The organism is Stenotrophomonas sp., assembly GCF_032061965.1.
Classification (GTDB): domain Bacteria; phylum Pseudomonadota; class Gammaproteobacteria; order Xanthomonadales; family Xanthomonadaceae; genus Stenotrophomonas.
In genome coordinates this window covers 1-21155 of sequence record NZ_DAMBEF010000026.1, presented here as the reverse complement: position 1 = coordinate 21155, position 21155 = coordinate 1, and the positions used below count along the sequence as shown (strand labels likewise).

15 protein-coding genes are annotated in these 21155 nt (G+C 64.7%); 13 read left to right on the top strand and 2 right to left on the bottom strand.

All coding sequences use genetic code 11. From position 1 onward, the window contains the following. Nucleotides 1-17 precede the first annotated feature (17 nt). Nucleotides 18-608 carry a 4'-phosphopantetheinyl transferase superfamily protein gene (locus RT460_RS13555; protein ID WP_313319450.1) on the bottom strand — a complete coding sequence of 197 codons (591 nt, stop codon included), beginning with the start codon at nt 606-608 and terminating at the stop codon, nt 18-20. 102 nt (nt 609-710) lie between these two features. On the opposite strand from RT460_RS13555, the gene RT460_RS13550 reads away from it, so the two are divergent. Next, a complete protein-coding gene (locus tag RT460_RS13550) occupies nt 711-965 on the top strand; it encodes a GlsB/YeaQ/YmgE family stress response membrane protein (protein ID WP_313319449.1) in 255 nt (84 codons plus the stop codon). A 56-nt stretch (nt 966-1021) separates the two neighbouring features. On the opposite strand, the gene xth is transcribed toward RT460_RS13550, so the two are convergent. After that, nucleotides 1022-1795: an exodeoxyribonuclease III gene (gene xth / locus RT460_RS13545; protein ID WP_313319448.1), complete on the bottom strand. Its 774-nt coding sequence runs from the start codon at nt 1793-1795 to the stop codon at nt 1022-1024. 676 nt (nt 1796-2471) lie between these two features. Between xth and RT460_RS13540 the strand changes: the two genes are divergently transcribed. The 12 genes from RT460_RS13540 to RT460_RS13485 form a co-directional block, all read left to right on the top strand. After that, nucleotides 2472-3323 (top strand): CoA ester lyase, encoded by an 852-nt coding sequence (locus RT460_RS13540; RefSeq protein WP_313319447.1) that lies wholly within the window; start codon nt 2472-2474, stop codon nt 3321-3323. A 53-nt stretch (nt 3324-3376) separates the two neighbouring features. Then, nucleotides 3377-5785, top strand: a complete 2409-nt coding sequence (locus RT460_RS13535) for a sodium:solute symporter (protein ID WP_313319446.1) — start codon at nt 3377-3379, stop codon at nt 5783-5785. 135 nt (nt 5786-5920) lie between these two features. Then, a complete protein-coding gene (locus tag RT460_RS13530; protein ID WP_313319445.1) occupies nt 5921-6802 on the top strand; it encodes a LysR family transcriptional regulator in 882 nt (293 codons plus the stop codon). Nucleotides 6803-7327: 525 nt separating this feature from the next. Next, the gene (locus tag RT460_RS13525; protein ID WP_313319444.1) at nt 7328-9511 is read left to right on the top strand and encodes a TonB-dependent receptor; all 2184 of its coding nucleotides are present in this window, start codon (nt 7328-7330) and stop codon (nt 9509-9511) included. Between the two features lie 481 nt (nt 9512-9992). Beyond that, complete coding sequence (locus tag RT460_RS13520) at nt 9993-12248, top strand: TonB-dependent receptor (protein ID WP_313319443.1); 2256 nt, start codon at nt 9993-9995, stop codon at nt 12246-12248. Between the two features lie 20 nt (nt 12249-12268). Continuing rightward, nucleotides 12269-13525, top strand: a complete 1257-nt coding sequence (locus RT460_RS13515; RefSeq protein ID WP_313319442.1) for a serine hydrolase domain-containing protein — start codon at nt 12269-12271, stop codon at nt 13523-13525. Further along, nucleotides 13522-14463 (top strand): ribokinase, encoded by a 942-nt coding sequence (locus RT460_RS13510; protein WP_313319441.1) that lies wholly within the window; start codon nt 13522-13524, stop codon nt 14461-14463. Before RT460_RS13515 ends, RT460_RS13510 begins: the two co-directional genes overlap by 4 nt. Before the next feature lie 37 nt (nt 14464-14500). Beyond that, nucleotides 14501-16690 (top strand): formylglycine-generating enzyme family protein, encoded by a 2190-nt coding sequence (locus RT460_RS13505; RefSeq protein WP_313319440.1) that lies wholly within the window; start codon nt 14501-14503, stop codon nt 16688-16690. Further along, nucleotides 16687-18543: a beta-L-arabinofuranosidase domain-containing protein gene (locus tag RT460_RS13500; RefSeq protein ID WP_313319439.1), complete on the top strand. Its 1857-nt coding sequence runs from the start codon at nt 16687-16689 to the stop codon at nt 18541-18543. Before RT460_RS13505 ends, RT460_RS13500 begins: the two co-directional genes overlap by 4 nt. A 162-nt stretch (nt 18544-18705) precedes the next feature. Next, nucleotides 18706-19914 carry a CoA transferase gene (locus RT460_RS13495; protein WP_313319438.1) on the top strand — a complete coding sequence of 403 codons (1209 nt, stop codon included), beginning with the start codon at nt 18706-18708 and terminating at the stop codon, nt 19912-19914. Nucleotides 19915-19916: 2 nt separating this feature from the next. Beyond that, nucleotides 19917-20984, top strand: a complete 1068-nt coding sequence (locus tag RT460_RS13490) for a nucleoside hydrolase (protein ID WP_313319437.1) — start codon at nt 19917-19919, stop codon at nt 20982-20984. Beyond that, a partial coding sequence (locus RT460_RS13485; protein WP_313319478.1) for a transaldolase family protein occupies nt 20981-21155 on the top strand: 175 nt, incomplete at its 3' end. The genes RT460_RS13490 and RT460_RS13485, both read left to right, overlap by 4 nt.

Here is a 21155-nt window from a genome sequence, read left to right as displayed (position 1 = left end):
TGCTCATTCGTTCCTGCTCACAAGGGGTACCACGCCAGTGCGGCGCGGAAATCTTCCGTCGCCTGCCACTCATATAAATGCCAGCGGGCCGCGTCACCCAGGCCCGGGTCGCACCACATCAACTGCAATGCCCCCTCCCCATCCGGGGCGAAGCGCAGTTTCTCCAGGCCGAATGAAATGCCATGGCCGTGCGCCTTCAACAACGCCTCCTTGGCGCACCAGACGCGGAAGAACCATTGTTCGCAGGCCGCATCATCCAGCCCGTCCAGCCAGGCAACCTCTTCCGGATGGAAGAAGCGTCGGATCACCTCGCGCATCTGCTTGCGCGGGCGTTGCCGTTCCAGATCCACACCCAGGCGTGCGCCCTCGCCCAAGCCGACCAGCAGATGTCCGCCGCTATGGCTCCATCCGGTGCCGTAATGGGCCAACTCACCGATCAACCAGGGACGGTTGCGTTCATCGCGGGTCAACGGCAATGACGCCGGGGTGCCACCGAGTTCCTGGGCCAGCAGCTCTCTGGCCTGCGGCTCACCGCGCTCGCCCTGGGTGTGCGGCAGCAGCCACACCTTCACTTGCCCAAACTGCCAGCGCGCCTGCACGACGCTCATGCTGAACAAGCTCCGGCCCGGTTCAACAAGGTCTTCACGCCCCCACGCGTTGACTGTAACCACCGCACCCCCCCAGGTGCATTTCGGCAGGGAGATTCACGCATGGGCATCATCATCTGGTTGATCGTTGGTGGCGTGGTGGGTTGGCTGGCCAGCCTCATCATGCGCCGCGATGCGCAGCAAGGCATCATCCTCAATATCGTCGTGGGCATCATCGGCGCCATGATTGCCGGCTTCTTCTTCAGCGGCGGCAGCATCAATGGTGCAATCACGATGCGCTCATTCCTGTTGTCACTGGTCGGCGCGGTGGTACTGCTGGCCATCGTCAATCTGTTCACCCGCAAAAGCGTGCGTTAACGATTCTGGCGCCGATTCGACCAAGGCCCGGCTGGCAACAGCCGGGCCTTGTTGTTTCAGGCCTGCGCCAGCTGCACCCAGGCCGGGGCGTGATCGCTGGGGCGCTCCCAGGTGCGCGGCTCGCGATCGATGCCGGAAGCGACAGCGCGCGGCTTGAGCCCATCGGACACCAGCGTCAGGTCGATGCGCAGGCCCAGGTCACGGCGGAAACCGGCCGCGCGGTAATCCCACCAGCTGAAGATGCCGGCTTCGTCGTTGTGCAGACGGAAGCCGTCGTGCAGACCCAGGTCCAGCAGCTTCTGCAGCGCGCCACGTTCGGCAGTGGAGGTCAGGATGTGGTCACCGTTCCACACCGCCGGATCGTAGACATCGCGGTCATCCGGCGCGATGTTGAAATCCCCCATCACCACCAACTGCGGATGCTTCTGCAGTTCGGCCGCCACCCAGGCATGCACGGCTTCGAGCCAGCGCAGCTTGTAGGCGTATTTGTCGGTGCCCACGTCCTGGCCGTTGACCACATACAGATTGATGATGCGCACACCATTGACGGTGCCGGCGATCACCCGCTTCTGCTCGTCCTCGAAGCCCGGGATGCCGATCTGCACGTCTTCGATCGGATGCCGCGACAGCAGCGCCACGCCGTTATAGGTCTTCTGCCCGGCGAACACGTTGCGATAGCCCAGTTCCAGCAGCCGCGTGTCGGGGAACTTGTGGTCCTCCAACTTGGTTTCCTGGATGCCGACCACGTCGGGGGCAAAGTCGGCCAGCCACTGTTCCAGATGCGGCAGGCGGACGTTGAGCGAATTGACGTTCCACGAAGCGATTTTCATGAAGGGATTCTAGCCGGGGCTGGGGCCAAAGGCCCCTCCCAAGCTGAAGACCGCAGCAATCAGCCCCCTCCCTTGCGCCGAAGGCGCAGGGGAGGGTTGGGGAGGGGTGCTTTGGCTTTGAAGCAACAGCATGAGCAAGATCAAAAGCCCCCCACCCGCCCCTTCGGGGCACCCTCCCCCGCAAGCGGGAGAGGGGAAGGCGCTGGGGTCTGCAGTGTTGCTTGCTGCCTGACGCCGCTGGGCGCCGCGGCAATCTGCTCCCTCCCTTTGGCCACAGGCCAAGGGGGTGAAGAGGGCCTGCTTGCGCGCCACTGGCGCGCGGCCTGATGAACGACCGAAGGCTGTGCCTTCGGGCCGGGCGGGTTGGGGAGGGGTGCTTTGGCTTTGGCTTTGGCTTTGGCTTTGGCCCTTCCCGCTGCCCCCGCTTGCCGGCAACAGCAAAAGCAACGTCAAAAGCGCCCCCTTCCGCCCCCCGCCTTCGCGGGGGCAGGCTCTTCGGGGCACCTTCCCCCGCTGGCGGGGGAAGGGACAGCGCGCGGTTGGACGCCTTGCTGCGTCTCTCACCCCACCCGCCAAACCCCGCAAACCACAACAAAACCTATCGGGTGAATGTCGGGGAATACACTTTTTCAGCCTTCCGATTCGCGCAGACTGCCCCTCAAAGTGAGGGGAAGTCATGCGTAGCAAGCTGTTTGTGCCCGGCGCACGTCCGGAACTGTTCGACAAGGCCATGGCCAGTGCCGCCGATGCCCTGTCCTTCGATCTGGAAGATTCCGTGCCCGAAGCCGGCAAGCAGGAGGCGCGTGCGCATATCGCCGGCTTCCTGGCCCGCGCCGATGTCCAGGCCAGCGGCAAGCTGCTGATCGTCCGCACCAATGCCACCGACAGCCCGCACTTCGCCGCTGATCTGGCCGCGATGGCCGTGCCCGGAGTTTGGCTGCTCAATATCCCCAAGGTGGAATCGGCCGCACAGGTGAGGCAGGTGGTCGTTGCCCTGGAACGCGCCGAAGCGGCCAATGGCGTGACTCGCCCGATCGGCCTGCTGCTGAATATCGAAACCCCGCGCGGCCTGCGCCTGGCCGCCGAGCTGGCCGCCGCGCATCCACGCGTGGCCGGCCTGCAGCTGGGGCTGGGCGATCTGTTCGCACCCAATGGCATCGCCCGCACCCCGGCCAATGTCCACGCGGTGCTGTTCGCGGTGAAAATGGCGGCCACCGAGGCCGGTGTGTTCGCCTGCGACGGCGCCTGGCCGGACGTGGCCGATGCGGAAGGTTTCCGCACCGAGGCGGTGCTGTCACAGCAGCTTGGCTTCATCGGCAAGAGCTGCATCCATCCGCGCCAGATCGGCCAGGCCAATGTGATCTTCAGCGTGCCCGAGGCCGAACTGGACGAAGCACGGCGTATCGTTGCCGCCGCACATGAGGCCAGCGAACAGGGCCGCGGGGCATTCCTGTTCGAAGGCCGCATGATCGATGTGCCTTACCTGCGCCGGGCCGAAGCCCTGCTCGCCGGCGCCCAGCGCGCTTGATTCCTTCCACTCGGCGGTTCACCGCCATGCCGTTCATTACCGGGGTTTCATCCATGCCCACGCCCATGGCCACCGCACTTGCTGCGCTGTCACATCGCTTCTCGCTCGGCTTGCGCCTGCTTGTCGTCACTACCTTGTTGGCGCTGGCCGGCACCGCAGTAGCCGAGGAAAGCCTGACCACCGTGAAGTCCGCCACCTTGCCTGCGCTGCCGGATGCGCAGCCGGTGCAGCAGTTGCTGGACGTCGATGGCCGCCTGCTGGCCCGCTCCGGTGACCGTGCATGGCTGCTGGGCAAGGACGGCAAGGCGTGGGCACCCGCCGGCGGCATCGGCAGCGAGCACGTGCAAGGCGTTGTGCGCAACGGTGCCAGCACCTGGCTGCTGACGGGCGCCGATGCCGGCCACAGCGATCAGCTGCAGCAACTCACGCTCAAGGGCGAAACCCTGGGCAAGGGTGCATCGCTGGCATTGCCCACGCGCTTGGCCAACGCCCAGGCCGCCGCGCTGGAGGGCACGCTGTTCGTCGCCGGTGTCGACGACAAGGGCGTGACCCAGCTGTACCGCAAGCCGGCCACGGCTGCGCAATGGCAGCCGCAGCCGCTATGGCCCGGAGCTGCCGCCGCCGTCGCGATGCAAGGCCAGAAGGGCGCGTTGTACGTGGTTGCCGGCAACAACGGCGCACAGCAATTCCTGCGTTGGAACGCAGACAAGGGTTGGCAGAACCTGCCGGCCATCGGCGGTGATGTGGTGCCCGGCTCGTTGCGCGCACTTGGCCAGGCACATCTGCTGATGCAGGTGACCGACGCCGCTGGCAACAGCCATGCCCGTACCTTCCACAGCATCACCAGCGCCTGGATGGACCTGGCCGATACCGCCACCCATGCACCGGCAAACAGCACCAGCTGGGGCAACGGCTTGGCCTGGACCAATACCGACGGCAGCCTGCAGGCGTTTGAACTGGAGGGTGGCAAGCACCTGCTGCGCTGGCTGGACTGGGCGGTGATCGTGGTCTACCTGGCCGCCATGCTTGGCATTGGCGCCTGGTTCTATTTCCAGGAAAAACACGGCACCACCTCCGACTTCTTCGTCGGTGGCCGCAGCATTCCGTTCTGGGCGGCGGGCGTGAGCCTGTATGCCACCAACACCAGCTCGATCAGCTTCATCGCCATCCCGGCCAAGGCCTTCGAGACCAACTGGCAATACCTGACCAACAACCTGATCGCGGTGCTCGGCCTGATCTTCGTGGCGATCTGGATCGTGCCGCTGCTGCGCCGGCTGGACCTGATGAGCGTGTTCTCCTATCTGGAAACCCGCTTCCACCCGGCCATCCGCATGCTCGCCAGCGCGCTGTGCATCGTCATGCAGATCGGCAGCCGGATGAGCGTGATCCTGTTCCTGCCGGCCCTGGCCATCTCCACCATTACCGGCCTGGACGTGGCGTGGAGCATCATGTTGATGGGTATCTTCACCATCATCTACACCACCATGGGTGGCATGAAGGCGGTGATCTGGACCGACTTCGTGCAGGTCTTCGTGATGTTCGGCGGCGCCATTTTCGCCATCGGCTTCATCCTCTACCAGATCAACGGCGGCGTGCCGGAATTCATCGCCGCTGCGGCTTCCGAGAACAAGACCCAGCTGTTTGATTTCAGCTTCGACCTGACCAAGGCCACCGTGTGGGGCTTCATCTTCCTGGTGCTGTTCGACGTGGTGCTCACCTTCCCCAAGGACCAGGTACTGATGCAGCGCGTGCTGTCGACCAAGTCCGACAAGGAGGCCGGGCGCTCGGTGTGGACCTTCGCGGCGATGATGATCCCCGGTGGCTTCATCTTCTACGGCATCGGCACCGCGCTGTGGGTCTACTACCGTGACAACCCGGAGCGCTTGAACCCGCTGCTGCCGATCGATGCAACCTTCCCGCTGTTCATCGCCGCCGAATTGCCGGCCGGCGTCACCGGCCTGATCATCGCCGGCATCTTCGCCGCTGCCATGTCGACCCTGTCGAGCATCATCAACAGCGTCTCGACGTTGGCCTCGGTCGACTTCTACGAGAAGCTCAAGAAAGATGTGACGCCCAAGCAGAGCGTGCGTTTCGCCGAGTGGATCGGCGTACTGGTCGGCCTGATCGCCATTGGTATTGCGCTGGTGATGAGCCGCTATGACATCCACTCGCTGTTCGACGTCTCGATCGAACTGGCCGGCCTGCTCGGTGGCGGTTTCGCCGGTGCCTATACGCTGGGCATGTTCACCCGCCGCGCCAATTCACAGGGGGTGGCCATTGGCGTGGCCGGCAGCATCGCGCTGACCCTGCTGTGCTGGTCGATGGACCTGGTCCACCCGTACTTCTACCTGGCCATCTCGATCTTCCTGTGCATCGTGATCGGCTATGTGGCCAGCCTGTTCTTCCCGGCACCGAACCGTTCGCTGAAGGGCTTGACCATCTACAAGCAGGACGCGGTGTGAAAACCAGCCTGCATGCCGCTGCGGACCTGAACCGCAGCGGCGTGAAGGCGGTTCCGGCCGCTGACCGGACGTTGGTCGCATCGCTTCGCTGCGCCCGCTGGTGTAGTTTGGCGCGCAGCTGAGAGGTCTAATCGCGTGGAAACCCAGTTCCTCAATACCTTTGTCACCGTGGTCGACCGCGGCTCCATGGCCGCCGCCGCCCGCATGCTGCACATCACCCCGGCCGCCGTCGCCCAGCAGATCCGCACGCTGGAACGCGAGCTGGGCGCACCGCTGATCGCCCGCGCCGGGCGCACCGTCAGCGTCACCGAGGAAGGTGCGCGCATACTGCAGCGCGCGCGTGATCTGCTGCGTGGCGTGGCGGATCTGCGCAGCGTAGCCAATGAAAGCGGCATGGCCGGCGAGCTGCGGCTGGGTGCCTGCCCTACCGCGCTGGGCGGTCTGGTGCCGGACATCCTGGCGCGGATGGTGGCCAAGTTCCCCGAGATCAACGTCTTCATCAAACCCGGTTACTCGGCCGATCTGTATGGCGCGGTGGAATCGGGCGACCTGGACGCGGCGATGGTGCTGCAGGCGCCGTTCTCGCTGCCCAAGACCTGCGATTGGCAGCTGCTGCGTGAAGAGCCGCTGGTGGTGCTGGCACCGGCGCGCATGGCCGGTGCCGACCCGCACCAGCTGCTGCGCGAAGAGCCGCTGATCCGCTACGACCGCCATGAATGGGGTGGCCGCCAGGCTGACGAATACCTGCGCAAGGCGGGCATCGTGCCGCGCGAGCGGTTTGAGCTGAATGCGCTCAATGCGATTGCGGTGATGGTCGACCGCGGCCTCGGCGTGTCGCTGGTGCCGGACTGGGCCAAACCCTGGCCGGAAGGCATCTCGGTGGTGCGCCTGCCCCTGCCCGAAGCCAGCGAGCCACGCCGTATCGGCATGGTCTGGTCGCGCGCCTCGGTGCGCCTGCGCCAGGTCAATGTGCTGCTGGACGAGGCCCGCACGGCGCTGTTGCAGCCAACGGATTGAGCTGGGCTTCGGTAGTGCCGAGCCATGCTCGGCTGGGGCATTACCGGTAAGGCCTCTTGCCGAGCATGGCTCGGCACTACCGCTCCCTCCCTTTTGCGCAGCAAAGGGGAGGGTTGGGGAGGGGTCAGCCCTTCCGCTCCTGATTTTGCGGTGGCTTCGCGGCTTACGCCGCTCCTACATGGGACGCGGTCTGCCCGACACATCCCGGCAAGGCCCCTTGCCGAGCATGGCTCGGCACTACCGGTTGGATTTCTGATGGAGCCCCTGCCGAGCATGGCTCGGCACCACCGGTGCAATCCCAATCGCAACAATCCCTAGGCTTTGAACATACACGGGCGCGCTTCTATCGCCCGGTTGCCGCGCCTAGTCTTCGGCCAATCGTCGGAGTTGCGCCCGGCGTCTGCGTGCGCAGGCGCTGAAACCATCAAACGACACCATAAAAGGGGCGTCAGTCCCCACCGCATTCTGTCGCCGCCGGCTCCCAGGCCGGTTGCGCCATACATTCATACCCTGGGGGAGAGAAACATGATCAAGCCACTTTCGGCCGCCATCAGCGCCGCGCTGCTCGTCAGCGCGATGAGCCCGGCCTTTGCACAAGACCAGACCGACACCGCCACCAACCTGGACCAGGTGATCGTCACTGGCAGCCGCACCCCGGTCGCCATCGAGAAGGTTCCCGGCGCCGTCACCCTGGTGACCGCGGAGCAGGTGCAGCGCACCCTCAACCTGACCGAAGACGCCACCGCCGTGCTCGCACGCATGGTGCCGGGCTACTCCGAATCCTCGCAGGCGATGAGCAACTCCGGTGAGACCCTGCGCGGTCGCATCGCGCTGCGCCTGTTCGACGGTGTGCCGCAGGGCTCGCCGCTGCGCGAAGGCAACCGCAATGGCACCTTCACCGACATGGGCGTGATCGGCCGCATCGAAGTCATCAACGGCCCGTCGGCCGCCGAAGGCATCGGTGGCGCCGGTGGCGTGATCAACTACCTGTCCAAGAACCCGGAAGTGGATGGCCACCAGACCATCATCAACACCCGCTACGGCACCCAGTTCAAGGACAACAGCGACCAGTCCAAGATCGGCGTCACCCACACCTACCGTGGTGATGCGGCCGACTTCGTGATCAGCGGCGCTTACATCGACCGTGGCATCTCCTATGACGGCGACGGCCGCCGCGTCGGCCTGAACACCTCCGGGTCGCTATCCGATTCGTACAGCAAGAACCTCTTCGTGAAGGGTGGCTACAACTTCGGCGAAGACCAGATGCAGCGCATCCAGGCCAGCTACAGCAACTTCCACATCGGCGGCAAGCACAACTACATCCCGGTTGAAGGCTGCCGCTTCGATCCGGTTGAATGCCCCAACCCGACCACCAACACGGCCGAGAAGGGCTCCATCGCCGGCTCGCTGGCCGAGTTCAACGATTTCGAACAGTTCGCGGTGAAGTACACCAATGCCGACTTCTTCGGTGGCGACCTGAGCGTTGACGCGTACTGGGCCGAGCAGGCCATGCGCTACGTGCCGGAGAACGGCGACGACCGCCAGCTGACCAAGCCGGCCCCGACCAACGATGCCGACCGCATCTGGGACCAGTCGGAAATCAACAGCGAGAAGAAGGGCCTGCGCTTCGGCTATGCCTACAGCGAGCTGTTCAAGGTCGAAGGCCTGCGCCTGCGTGCCGGCCTGGACCTGGTGGAAGACACCGCCGAGCAGCGCCTGGCGCTGACCAACCGCCTGTGGGTGCCGCCGATGAAGTACACCAGCATCGCGCCGTACGCGCAGCTGAGCTGGGACATCGGCCCGGTGACCCTGGACGCCGGCATCCGCCGCGAAGACGGTGAGCTGGAGATCGACAGCTACACCACCGTGGCGTTCCGCGACAACACCCCGGTGCAGGGCGGCAAGATGGACTACAAGGCCAACATGCCCAACTTCGGCGCGATCTGGCGCATCAACGACCAGTGGTCGGTGTTCGCTTCCTACTCCGAAGGCTTCGGCATCGCCAACGTCGGCATCCCGCTGCGCAACATCCAGGCCAACAGCCCGTGCAAGGCCGTGTCCTGCATCGCCGATCTGCAGCCGCTGATCACCGAGAACAAGGAAATCGGCTTCAACTGGCGCGGTGCAAAGGGCCAGGTGGGTGCGTCGGTGTACCGCTCGACCTCGGACTTCGGTTCCACCCTGACCGTGGACAAGGCCACCGACGACTTCATCCTGACCCGCTCGCCGGTCGAGATCGAAGGCTTCGAGTTGAACAGCGCCTGGACCTTCAACGAGCAGTGGAAGGCCACCTTCCTGTACTCGCGCATCCGTGGCCAGACCCAGTACTACCCGGGTTCGGGCCTGAAGAAGGAAATGGGCATCCTGGACATCTCGCCGGACAAGGTGAACGCCTCGCTGACCTGGACCCCCTCCGAAGCGCTCAACGCCACTCTGGGCGTGAGCAAGACCTTCAGCCGCGACCTGCGTGAGACCTTCACCAACCCGAGCAACGGCGACGTTTACGTCAACGAAGAGAACACCTATGGCTACGCGCTGTGGGACCTCAGCGTGAACTACGACACCGGTCGCTTCGGCCAGCTGTCGCTGGGCATCGAGAACCTGTTCGACAAGCAGTACGTGTTGACCTGGTCGCAGCTGCCGGGCTGGCAGAACTACTTCTCCGGCCGTGGCCGGATGGTGTCGCTGTCGCACACCATCAAGTTCTGATAGCTGCAGGTTGAAAGCGGCGTCGCAGGCAACTGCGGCGCCGTTTTTGTTTGTGAGGCAAGCAGCACCCAGGTAGCCCGGGTAAGCGCAGCGCACCCGGGACCAGCAAGATCCGGGATATCCGGCGTCGCCGCAGGAACCTGTCCCATTCCAATCATTGCGTAGTTAAGAGCAGCCGAGCGCTGCAACATCCCGGGTGCGCTGCGCTTACCCGGGCTACGTGGTGACAGGCCCCCAGCAGACAACAAGAAAACGTTTCTTGTTGCGCCGCAAGAAAAAACCACAGCTTATTTCAAGCAACAAAACCTCACGTCTGAAGCAAGCCCCCCCGCCTTCAATGCCCCCTTGTCCACGCCTAGGCTGCTCTGGTCGGGGGAGTTGCGTCGGGAGGGATGCAGCAGCCAACAGAAGTATCGGAATGCCGCACACAGCGGCCGAAGTTCATGCACGTCTTCTCTAAAACAATAACGAGATAAAGATCATGAAGAAGGTACCGGTAGCGTTGGGGGTATTGGTGCTGGCTGCAGCGGTGAGCAGCAGCGTGCACGCACAGCAGGTGGAAGCGTCGAACGAAGACGACAGCAGTGCGAGAAAGCGCGCACAGAACAGGAACGCTACCGACCTGGACCGGGTCATCGTCACCGGCGTACGTGCGCCCAAGGCGGTGGACAAGATCCCCGGCGCGATATCGATCATCACCCCGGAAGAGATCAAGCAGTCGCTGGTGATCACCGAGGACAACACCGCGGTACTGGCACGCACCATCCCCGGCTATGCCGAATCCTCGCAGGCGATGACCAACTCCGGTGAATCACTGCGCGGACGCATCCCGCTGCGCCTGTTCGACAGCATCCCGCAAGGCTCGCCGCTACGCGAAGGCACCCGCAACGGTACCTTCACCGACATGGGCGTGATCGGCCGCATCGAAGTGATCAACGGCCCGTCCGCGGCCGAAGGCATCGGTGCCACCGGCGGCGTGATCAATTACATCTCCAAGGTGCCGGAGCAGATCGGCAGCGAGACCACCATCAATGCCCGTTACCAGACCCAGTTCAACGACGACAGCGTCGGCTGGAAGCTGGGCTTGAGCCATGCGATCAAGCAGGACAACTACGACTTCCTGGCCAGTGCCTCGCAGCTGGAGCGCGGCATGGCCTATGACGCCAAGGGCCGCAGCATCGGCATGAACTCCAGTGGTTCGCTGGCCGACTCGCAGTCGCGCAATCTCTACCTCAAGGGTGGCTACAACTTCGGCGAGGACGGTGAGCAGCGCCTGCAGGCCACGTACAGCAATTTCAACATCGGTGGTAACGGCGACTACATCCAGCTGGTTGGGTGCAAGGGCCCCAATGATTGGCCGCCCTGCGACACACCGGTGCCCAATACCTCGATCAAGGGCCACATCGATGGCCAACGCGACGCGCTCAACAAATTCATCCAGTACAGCCTGCAATACACCCACAGCGATTTTTACGGTGGCACCCTGGACCTGGTCGGCTACCAGGCCAAGCAGGGCATGCGCTTCCTGCCCGAGAACGGTGCGGACCGGCAGTTGGTGAAGCCGGCGCCGGAGGACGATGCCGACCGCATCTTCGACCAATCCGAAATCCAGTCGCGCAAGAAGGGCCTGCGCACCTCCTGGACGCGCCCCACCCTGTTTGGCGTGGATGGGCTGGAACTGCATACCGGCGTGGACTTCGTGCAGGACGTGGCGCAACAACGCCTGGTGATGACCGATCGCGTCTGGGTGCCGCCGATGGACTACAGGAGCGTGGCGCCCTACGCGCAGCTGTCCTGGGATATCGGCCCGGTCACCGTCAGCGGCGGCCTGCGCCGTGAGAACGGCGAGCTGGACGTGGACAGCTACACCACCGTGGCCTACCGCAACAGCGTGTTCGTCGAAGGCGGCACCCTGGACTACACCGCCAACCTGCCCAACCTCGGTGCGATCTGGCGCGTCAACGATCAGTTCTCGTTGTTCACCGCCTATAGCAAGGGCTTCACCCTGCCTGACATCGGCATCCCGCTGCGCAACGTGAACTATCCGGGCCAGTCGGTGGCCGGCATCCTCGACCTGCAGGCCATCATCGTCGACAACATCGACGTGGGCTTCAACTGGCGCGGCGCGCGCGGTTCGCTCAGTGGCAGCTGGTACCACTCCACTTCCGATTTCGGTGCATCGTTGGAAGTGGACCCGCTGACCAGCGATTTCATCATGACCCGCGCGCCCACCGACATCAAAGGCATCGAGTTCAGCGGTGAATTCCGCTTCACCGACCGCCTGAAGATCACTGGCCTGTACACCCACCTGCGTGGCTATACCTCGTTCTGGGGCCCGGACCCGGCCGGTCGCTACGATGCTGGCCCGATGAAGAAGCCGCTGGGCATCTTCGACGCCACCCCGGACAAGATCAACGTGGCCCTGGTGTGGAAGGCACTGCCCAACCTGGATGCAACGCTGGGCGCCAGCATGCTGCGTGACCGCCATCTCACCGGCTCGGCAGTGCGCGAATACGACGGCGAAGAGTACGACTACGACGAGAAGATCAACGGCTACACGCTGTGGGATCTGGGCGTGAACTATGATTCCGGTCGCTTCGGTACGTTCTCGCTGGGCGTGGACAACCTGTTCAACAAGTACTACATCCTCAGCGGCTCGCAGGGCGATGGCTGGCAGAACTACTGGGCCGGTCGCGGCCGCGTGGTGTCGCTGAGCTATTCGTATACGTTCCGCTGATGAACGCAGGAGTGCCCGCCATGTTCCAACCCATCGCAGTACCGCGCAGCAAGCATTGGCTGCGCAGCGGCGCCGCACTCCTGCTATGCCTGGCCGCCCCGCTGCTGCACGCGCAGGACCGCTGGCAGCGGCTGGATGGCTTCCTGCAGGCAAGCACCGCCCCGGGCCAATACCCGGGCGCGGTGGCCCTGGTCGAGCACGACGGCCGTATCACCTTCCAGCAGCACTACGGCCATGCCGATAGCGCGGGCACGCGCGCGATCCAGGACGACAGCATCTTCCGCATCTATTCGATGACCAAGCCGGTGACCTCGGTTGCGGTGCTGATGCTGCTGGAGGAAGGCAAGCTGTCGCTGGATGATCCGCTGTCGCGCTATCTGCCCGGATTTGCCGACCGCAAGGTGGTGACCGGCGGCGATCTGCAACACCCGCAGACCGAAGATGCGCCGCGTGCCATCACCTTGCGCCACCTGCTCACCCATACCAGCGGCTTTGCGGCGGCCTCGGACACGCACCGGGTGGCGACCAAGCTGCTGACCGCCGCCGATGTGGACAGCGCCACCTCGCTGGAGGATGTCGCGCGGCGCCTGTCCACCCTGCCGTTGGCCGACGCGCCCGGCACCCACTTCCACTACGAAGGCAGCAACACCGACCTGTTGGCGCGCGTGGTGGAGGTGGTCAGTGGCCAGCCTTTCGGGCAGTTCCTGCAACAGCGCATCTTCAACCCGCTGGACATGCGCGACACCGGTTTTGAAGTCCCCGCTGCGCAGCGCAGCCGCGTGGTCGAACTGCCCACCAGCAACGACGATGGCAGCCTGCGGGTGGCCGACACCTTGAGCGCGCGTGCCCCAGGCGTACGCCTGAAAGGCTATGACAGCGGCGCCGGTGGCCTGTATTCCACCGCAGCCGACTATCTGAAGTTCGCCCGCATGCTGCTCAACGACGGCCGCAGCGGCAAGCAGCAACTGCTGTCGCGCAAGACAGTGGATCTGATGATGAGCGACCAGTTGGGTGGCTTCGAGCCAGCCATCAGCGGCTACGGCGCCGGTGAAGGTTTCGGCCTGGGCGGCTATGTCATCACCAATCCGGCCTACCGCGGCAAGCTGGGCAGCGTGGGCCAGTTCGGCTGGTCCGGTGCCGCATCCACCTACTTCACCATCGACCGCGAAGAGAAGCTGGTGGCGATCCTGTTGATGCAGTACCTGCCCAGCGGCGACAAGGCCTTGGCGTCGCCCTCCACCCGTTTCTACAACCTCGTCTATCAGGCTATTCCATGAGTTCCACCGTTCTTGTCGCCGGCTCGGCCAATCTTGATTTCGTGGTGCGTGCGGCGCATGTGCCGGCACCGGGCGAAACCGTGCTCGGCCGTGAGTTCCGCACCTTCCCCGGCGGCAAGGGTGCCAACCAGGCCGTGGCCTGCGCGCGCGCCGGTGGCGCCGCCACACAGATGCTGCTGGCCTTGGGTGATGATGATTTCGCCAAACCAATCGAGGCCTCGTTGAACGCTGCCGGGGTGACGTTGCACACCGTGCGTGACGCCCAGCTGCCTACCGGCACCGCTTTCATCTGCCTGTCCGACGATGCCGAGAACGCGATCACCGTCGCACCCGGCGCCAACATGGCCTTGCTGCCCGAGCACCTGCCAGCGCTGGATGGCGTGCAGTGGCTGCTGCTGCAACTGGAATCACCACTGGCCGCCGTACAGGCCTACGCCGCCGCCGCACGTGCGGCCGGGGTAAAGGTCGCCTTGAACGCCGCACCGGCGCAGGTGCTGCCGGCCGAGCTGCTGGCACTGCTGGACATGCTGATCGTCAATGAAGGTGAGCTCGATGTCGTGGCAGGCAACCCTCCCGATCTGGCCAGCGGCCTGGCCCGACTGGAAGTGCCCTGCGTGATCGTCACCCTCGGTGCCCGCGGCTGCATGGCGCGCAGTGCGGGCCAGACCCTGGTGCAGCCGGCGTTCTCGATTTCACCGGTGGATACCACCGCCGCCGGCGACACCTTCTGCGGCACCCTGATCGCGCGCTTGGCCCAGGATGCGCCGCTGCAGCAGGCCTTGCTTGCCGCCAGCGCCGCCTCGGCACTGGCGTGCACGCGCCTGGGTGCACAATCCAGTATCCCCGACCATGTCGAGGTAGAGGCGCTGCTGGCCGATGCCAGTCGCCTGCCCGACACCGACGCCCATGCCGCGCTTGCGGCGTGGTGCGCGCAGTAACTGTTTCCTCTCCCCCTGTTTTTGTTGGATGACCACCATGACTTCCCCCTACCCCGCGCCCGATTACGACAACGATTCCCCCGATCACGGGCGTGAGGCGATCCATACCGAGTACAAGTTCTCGCACGTCACCACCGGCCGCTACCTGCCCACCCCGGGCAAGGCACCGGCATGGCCATTCGCCGATATCGGCAGCTGGATGATCGACGCCAATGCCAGCGCCGCGGATTGGCTGACCGAGCTGAAGGACTGGCGCCAGGAACACCTGGTGCGCATCGGCTATACCGATGTGAACTATCGCCGCCCGGAACTGCAATGGGCGCAGCGCAACTTCGTACACGCGCAGATGATGGTCGAGGACCGCTATTTCTTCGACGTGGAGACCGCGCAGTACACCGTCGACAAGTACCTGGACGATCTGATCGAACGCTTCGGCGGGCTCGACTCGGTACTGATCTGGTACATCTACCCGAACATCGGCATCGACGACCGCAACCAGTTCGATCTGGCACACACGCTGCCGGGCGGCCTGGAAGGTCTGACCGCTGCCGTCAAGGCATTCCAGAAGCGCGGCGTGCGCGTGTTCCTGCCCGCCAAGCCCTGGGATCACGGCACCCGCGACCCAGGCGTGACGCATTGGGATGGCCTGGCCGAAATCATCAAGGCCACCGGTGCCGACGGCATCAACGGTGACACCTTCAACGGCGTGCCGCGCGCGTTCTTCGACGCCTGCGACGCCAATGGCAACCCGGTGGTGGTACAGCCCGAATCCACCATCAGCTCCGAAGAACAGCTGATCTGGAACGTGCAGAGCTGGGGCAAGAAGGCACCCGATGGCCCGGTGCCGCCGGTGTCCAAGTGGAAGTGGCTGGAGCCGCGCCACATGATCAATTATGAGAACCGCTGGGGGCGAAACCGCAACCACGATCTGCAGTACTGCTTCTTCAACGGCATCGGCTACAACGCCTGGGAAAACATCTGGGGCATCTGGAACCAGTTCACTGCGCGCGATGGCGAAACGCTGCGCCGCATCGCGGCGATCTATCGCCAGTTCCCGGCCTTGATCGTGTCGATGGCGTGGGAGCCGTACCAGGTCTGCTATCAGGGTGGCATCTTCGCCAGCAAGTTCCCGGTCGACGGCCAGTGCCTGCACACCTTCATCAACCGCAACGAGTACGCGGTCAATGGCGAGCAGATCGGCCTGCCGCATGTGGACGGCACCCGCTACTACGATGTCTGGCACGGCGTGGAGCTGTCGCCGGCGGTACGTGATGGCCTGGCCATCATCGAACTGCCGATGGAAGCGCGCGGCTTTGGCGCAGTGCTGAGTGTGCAGCCGGGCGCTGCTGTGGAAGGCCTGGACAGCTTCCTGGCCGAGGCCGCCAAGCGCGCCGCACAGCCGCTCAACAACTACTCCGGCGCATGGAAGGCAATCCCGCAGCAGTTGCGCGAGATCCCCGCCACCACCGCACAGGCGGCCGCGCCGCAAGGCATGGTCACCATCCCGGCCGGCGAGTTCGTGTTTGCCGTTGGCGGTGTGGAGATCGAAGGCTTCAACTGGGCTGGCCAGGACGTGCAGTTCCCGTGGGAAGACTGCCCGCGCCGCCATCACCGCAAGCTGATGCAGATGCCGGCCTTCCATATCGACCGCCACCCGGTCACCAATGCGCAGTTCAAGGCCTTCATCGACGCCACCGGCTATCACCCGGCCGATGACATCAACTTCCTCGCCCACTGGGTGGATGGCGCACCGCGTGCCGGCTGGGACAACAAGCCGGTGATCTGGGTGTCGCTGGAAGATGCGCGCGCCTACGCCGCGTGGGCCGGCAAGCGCCTGCCGCACGAATGGGAATGGCAGTACGCCGCCCAGGGCAACGATGGCCGCACCTACCCGTGGGGCAATGACTGGGATGCCAGCCGCGTACCGCAGGTCAACCGTGGCCGCCGTGTGCTGGCCCCGGCCGATGTCGACGCGCACCCGCAGGGTGCCAGCCCGTTCGGTGTCGAGGATCTGGTCGGCAATGTGTGGCAGTGGACCGACGAGTTCAGCGACGAGCACACCCGTGCGGCGATCCTGCGCGGTGGCTCCAGCTACCAGCCGCAGACCTCGCATTGGTACTTCCCGCAGGCCTATCGCCTGGACCAGCACGGCAAGTACCTGCTGATGGCGCCGGCCAAGGACCGCAGCGGCATGCTCGGCTTCCGTTGCGTGGTGGACGCGGCATGACCGCGGCCATCAGCAGCGGCCAGCAGTTGATCGCCCCCGCGTCCGTAAAGCTGGATGGCATGTTCGGGCAGATGCTGGCGGCCAACCGCAGCGGCCGCCTGAGCCACTTCATCGTCGATGAGCACAGCCCGTCGATCAGCATCTTCGGCCAGGCCCACAAACAGCAGAACCAGGAAGGCGACTGGTACGGCGAACACGCCGGCAAGTGGCTGTCGGCCACCGCGCGCGCAGTGGCGCAGGGCGGCCAGCCCGAGCTGGAAGCCAACCTGCGCCGCGTCGCCGATTGGCTGATCAGCCAGCAGGACGACGATGGCTATCTGGGCAACTACGCCGCCGACCGCCGCTTCACCGTGCCGCAGCCGCCCAAGCCCGAAAGCTGGAACGGCGAGCCGGCACTGCGCACCTGGGATATCTGGACCCACAGCTACCTGATCCTCGGCTTCCTCGAAACCTGGCGTGCGCTGGGCGATGACAGCTACCTGCAGGCCGCACGCCGCATCGCCGACCTGTGCTGGCAGGCACTGGAATCGGGCATCGACATCACCACCCTGGGCAACCACCACGGCATGTCGGCCACGGTGCTGCTGGACCCGGCCGCCGACCTGTACCTGGTCACCGGCGAGCCGCGTTATCTCGCTTTGGCCGAAAAGATCCTGCAGCAGGCCAACGCCAACCCGCGCCTGGCCCTGCTCGACAAGGGCATCGCCAACGAAGACGCGGCCTTCATTGCCACCGGCAAGGCCTACCAGCTGTCGTGGAACCTGGTTGGCCTGGCCAAGCTGTACAAGGCCACCGGCAAGGCCGACTACAAGCTGGCCATCGACAACCTGTGGAACAACATCCGCGAGCAGCACCTGACCCTGGGCGGCGGCCCGTGGGGCGGCGTTGCCCATCGCTCGCGCGAAGTGTTCAACGCACCGCGCACCTTCTTCCCACAGGCCTATGTGGAAACCTGCTCGGTGCTGGCGTGGATGCAGCTCAACCGCGAGCTGCTGGCCATCAGTGGCCACGCGCGCTATGCCGACGAGCTGGAACGCACCGCCTACAACGACCTGCTGGCGGCGATGGCACCGAACGGCGAGGACTGGTGCTACTACACCTTCCCCAATGGCAAGCGCGTGCACACCACATATTGGCGCTGCTGCAAATCCTCCGGCGCGATGGCGGTGGAAGAGCTGCCGCAAATTGCCTACGGCGTTGCCGCCGATGGCGGCCTGCGGGTGAACCTGTACGGCCCCGGCGAAGCCACGCTCAACCACGCCGATGCCGGCGCGGTGGTGCTGCAGCAGCAGACCCGCTATCCATTCGATGGCCGCATTACGCTGCGCATCAAGCCTGAACGCAGTGCCAGCTTCGGCATTGGCCTGCGCATTCCGGCCTGGGCCGAAGACGCACGTATCCAGGTCAATGGCGTCACTGTGCCGGTGCAGGTGAGCGCCGATGGCTACGTGCAGCTGCAACGGCAGTGGCAATCGGGTGATCAAGTGAGCCTGCAGCTGCCGATGCAGCCGCAGCTGCACCGTGCGGCCAACATCAACGTGCAGGAATCGCGCGCACCGGATGGTTCACCGGTGGCGCAGGAAGTGCTGCGTTGGGAATACGTTGGCCTGAGCTACGGCCCGCTGGTCTATGCGACCACCCTGATCGACGGCTTCAAGACCGATGAAACGGTGAAGCTGCCGGCAGGTGATCCAGCGCGCTGGCTGCAGGTAGGCCAAGACGCCGGTGAAGGTGCAACGGTGACGATGCAGCTGGAATGCCGCGCACCGCTGGTATTCGAGCCGTACTACCGCTGTGGTGGCCGCGAGCATGATGTCTGGCGCCTGAGCTGGCTGTCGCTGGCACCGCAATAAGCCTGTCGTCGCTGCCTGCCACCCTGCACGGTGCAGGCAGCGGCAATGATGAACGCGATGGCAAGGCGATACCTGTTTTTTGTCCTCGCTGAAAATACCCGCACGATATGTTTCTTCCCAGCCACCGGGAGGAAACTGCAATCAAGGATTCGAGTGCAGCCCATGTCAGCAAGTCACAACCCATCACCGTTCGACATCGCCCAGCGCGAAGGCGCCCGCGGCCCGCTCAGCGGCGTACGCGTGCTCGACCTGAGCGCCTATATCGCCGGACCCTACGGCTGCACGCTGTTGGCCGACCAGGGCGCCGAGGTGATCAAGGTGGAGCCGCCGATTGGCGACAACCTGCGCAAGTACCCGTCCACGCTGGAAGCGGAAAGCCGCGCCTTCCTCGGCGTCAACCGCTCCAAGCGTGGCGTGGTGCTGGACCTGAAGGAAACCGACCAGCGCGCGGTGCTGATGCGCCTGGTGCGCGAGGCCGACGTGCTGGTGCACAACTTCCGCCCCAGCGTGCCAGCCCGCCTGGGCATCGATTTCGACAGCCTGAACAAGATCAACCCGCGCCTGGTGTACTGCGCGGTCACCGGTTACGGCGAAGGTGGTCCGCTCAAGGACAAGGCCGGCTATGACCAGGTGCTGCAGACCATGACCGGCATGTGCGCGATGCAGGGCAAGCCCGGTGGCGCACCGGAAATCCTGTACGGCTCGGTGGTGGACTACTACGCCGCGGCGCTGGTGGCCGCCGGTGTGTCTTCGGCGCTGTTTGAGCGCGAACGCAGTGGCGAAGGCCAGTATGTCGGCGTGTCGCTGCTGCGCAGCGCCTTGACCATGCAATCGGCGCGGATGATCTGGGCCGAAGGCGAGCCGGAAGGCGTGGGCCGCGACATGCGCTCGGGCGGTGTCACCGGCATCCACCCGACCGCGCGCGGCCACCTGTATATCTCGGCCAATACGCCGCGCTTCTGGCAGGCGCTGTGCGACAAGATCGGCCTGCCGGACATGGGCAGCGATCCGCGCTACGACACCGTGCGCAAGCGCGCCGAACATTCCGACGAACTGCTGGCCAAGCTGCACGCCGCGCTGGCCGCACGCAGCGCCTTGGAGTGGGAAGCGCTGTTTGGTGAGGAAGTTCCCTGCGCTGCTGCACGCAAGGTCGAGGAGATGTTTGACCACCCGCAGGTATTGGCCGAGGAGATGATCACCACGCTGCCGCACCCGCTGCTGGGCAGCTACCGCGGTATCACCCGTCCCATCGTGTTCGGCCGCACCCCCGGCCCACAGCCGTTTGCTGCGCCCATCAAGGGTGAGCACACCGAGCAGGTGATCGGCCTGTTGGATGAGGATGCGACCGATCCTCGACCATCTGGCGCATGACCATGCGCAGCCTGCTGCTGGCGGCACTGTTGTGCTTGCCGTTGGGCGCGGCTGCCGCGCCACCGGTACCCGTCATCCTCGACACGGATATGGGCAACGATGTTGATGATGTGCTTGCCATGGCCTTGCTGCACGCGCTTGAGCAACGCGGTGAGAGTCGCCTGCTCGGGGTCACACTGAGCAAGGATCACCCCAGGGCGGCACCTTTCGTGGATGCCATCAACACCTTCTACGGGCGCCCGGACATTCCATTGGGCGTGGTTCGCGCCGGCGCCACACCTGAAGAAGGCAAGTTTCTTGGCCTGATCGACCAGCGTGAACGCTACCCCCATTCGCTGGCTTCCGGCGAGGATGCCGCGGATGCGCTGGATCTTCTGCGCCGCCTGCTGGCCGCGCAGCCTGACCAATCGGTGGTTCTGGTCCAGGTCGGTTTCTTCACCAATTTTGCTCGCCTGCTGCAGACCGGCCCTGACCGTCATTCGCCGCTGGCTGGGCATGAACTGGTACGCCGCAAGGTCAAGCTGCTCAGCGTCATGGCCGGTGCTTTCCAGACCATCGACAACCACGACAATCATTACCTTGAATACAACATCATCAAGGACATCCCGGCTGCTCGGTTGCTTGCCACGCAATGGCCAACCCCGATCATCTGGAGTGGTTACGAAATTGGCGTCGCCGCGCCCTATCCGCATGCGAGCATAGAGCAGGACTTCAACGCCTATCCGCATCATCTGGTGAAGGATTCCTACTACCTTTATCTGCCGCCACCCCATGACCGGCCCAGCTGGGATCTGACCTCGGTACTTGCCGCGGTTCATCCAGAGCGGGGCTACTTCGCGCTGTCGCCTGCTGGGAATGTGGTGGTGGAAGCGGATGGCTTCACGCGCTTCCGGCGGGAAAAAGGCGGACGCGATCGTTTCCTGATCCTCGATCCGGGCGAGGCGCCGCGTGTTGTCGAAGCGCTGAGATTACTTGTCTCGCAACCGCCCACGCTGAATCTCCCGCCAATTGATCGTCGTCGCGCAAACCTTCGCAGACAGCAACACATGCATCCAGGACCCCACGCATGACTCTCACCATGACCAAGCTCGCCCAGCTGCGTGAACTGTCCGTCGTCGTCGCCGATACCGGCGATTACGACGCCATCAAGCGCCTGCGCCCGGTCGACTGCACCACCAACCCGACGCTGGTGAAGAAAGCCCTCGACCTGCCGGTCTATGCCGGCCTGATCGAGCGCGAGC

Excerpts from the sequence above, each read along its gene's own strand:
- RT460_RS13520 (WP_313319443.1), top strand. The coding sequence starts at position 9,993 with ATGAAGAAGGTACCGGTAGCGTTGGGGGTATTGGTGCTGGCTGCAGCG.
- RT460_RS13555 (WP_313319450.1), bottom strand. The coding sequence starts at position 608 with ATGAGCGTCGTGCAGGCGCGCTGGCAGTTTGGGCAAGTGAAGGTGTGG.
- RT460_RS13490 (WP_313319437.1), top strand. The coding sequence starts at position 19,917 with ATGCGCAGCCTGCTGCTGGCGGCACTGTTGTGCTTGCCGTTGGGCGCG.
- RT460_RS13510 (WP_313319441.1), top strand. The coding sequence starts at position 13,522 with ATGAGTTCCACCGTTCTTGTCGCCGGCTCGGCCAATCTTGATTTCGTG.
- RT460_RS13525 (WP_313319444.1), top strand. The coding sequence starts at position 7,328 with ATGATCAAGCCACTTTCGGCCGCCATCAGCGCCGCGCTGCTCGTCAGC.
- RT460_RS13540 (WP_313319447.1), top strand. The coding sequence starts at position 2,472 with ATGCGTAGCAAGCTGTTTGTGCCCGGCGCACGTCCGGAACTGTTCGAC.
- RT460_RS13550 (WP_313319449.1), top strand. The coding sequence starts at position 711 with ATGGGCATCATCATCTGGTTGATCGTTGGTGGCGTGGTGGGTTGGCTG.
- RT460_RS13495 (WP_313319438.1), top strand. The coding sequence starts at position 18,706 with ATGTCAGCAAGTCACAACCCATCACCGTTCGACATCGCCCAGCGCGAA.
- RT460_RS13535 (WP_313319446.1), top strand. The coding sequence starts at position 3,377 with ATGCCCACGCCCATGGCCACCGCACTTGCTGCGCTGTCACATCGCTTC.
- RT460_RS13505 (WP_313319440.1), top strand. The coding sequence starts at position 14,501 with ATGACTTCCCCCTACCCCGCGCCCGATTACGACAACGATTCCCCCGAT.
- RT460_RS13515 (WP_313319442.1), top strand. The coding sequence starts at position 12,269 with ATGTTCCAACCCATCGCAGTACCGCGCAGCAAGCATTGGCTGCGCAGC.
- xth (WP_313319448.1), bottom strand. The coding sequence starts at position 1,795 with ATGAAAATCGCTTCGTGGAACGTCAATTCGCTCAACGTCCGCCTGCCG.
- RT460_RS13500 (WP_313319439.1), top strand. The coding sequence starts at position 16,687 with ATGACCGCGGCCATCAGCAGCGGCCAGCAGTTGATCGCCCCCGCGTCC.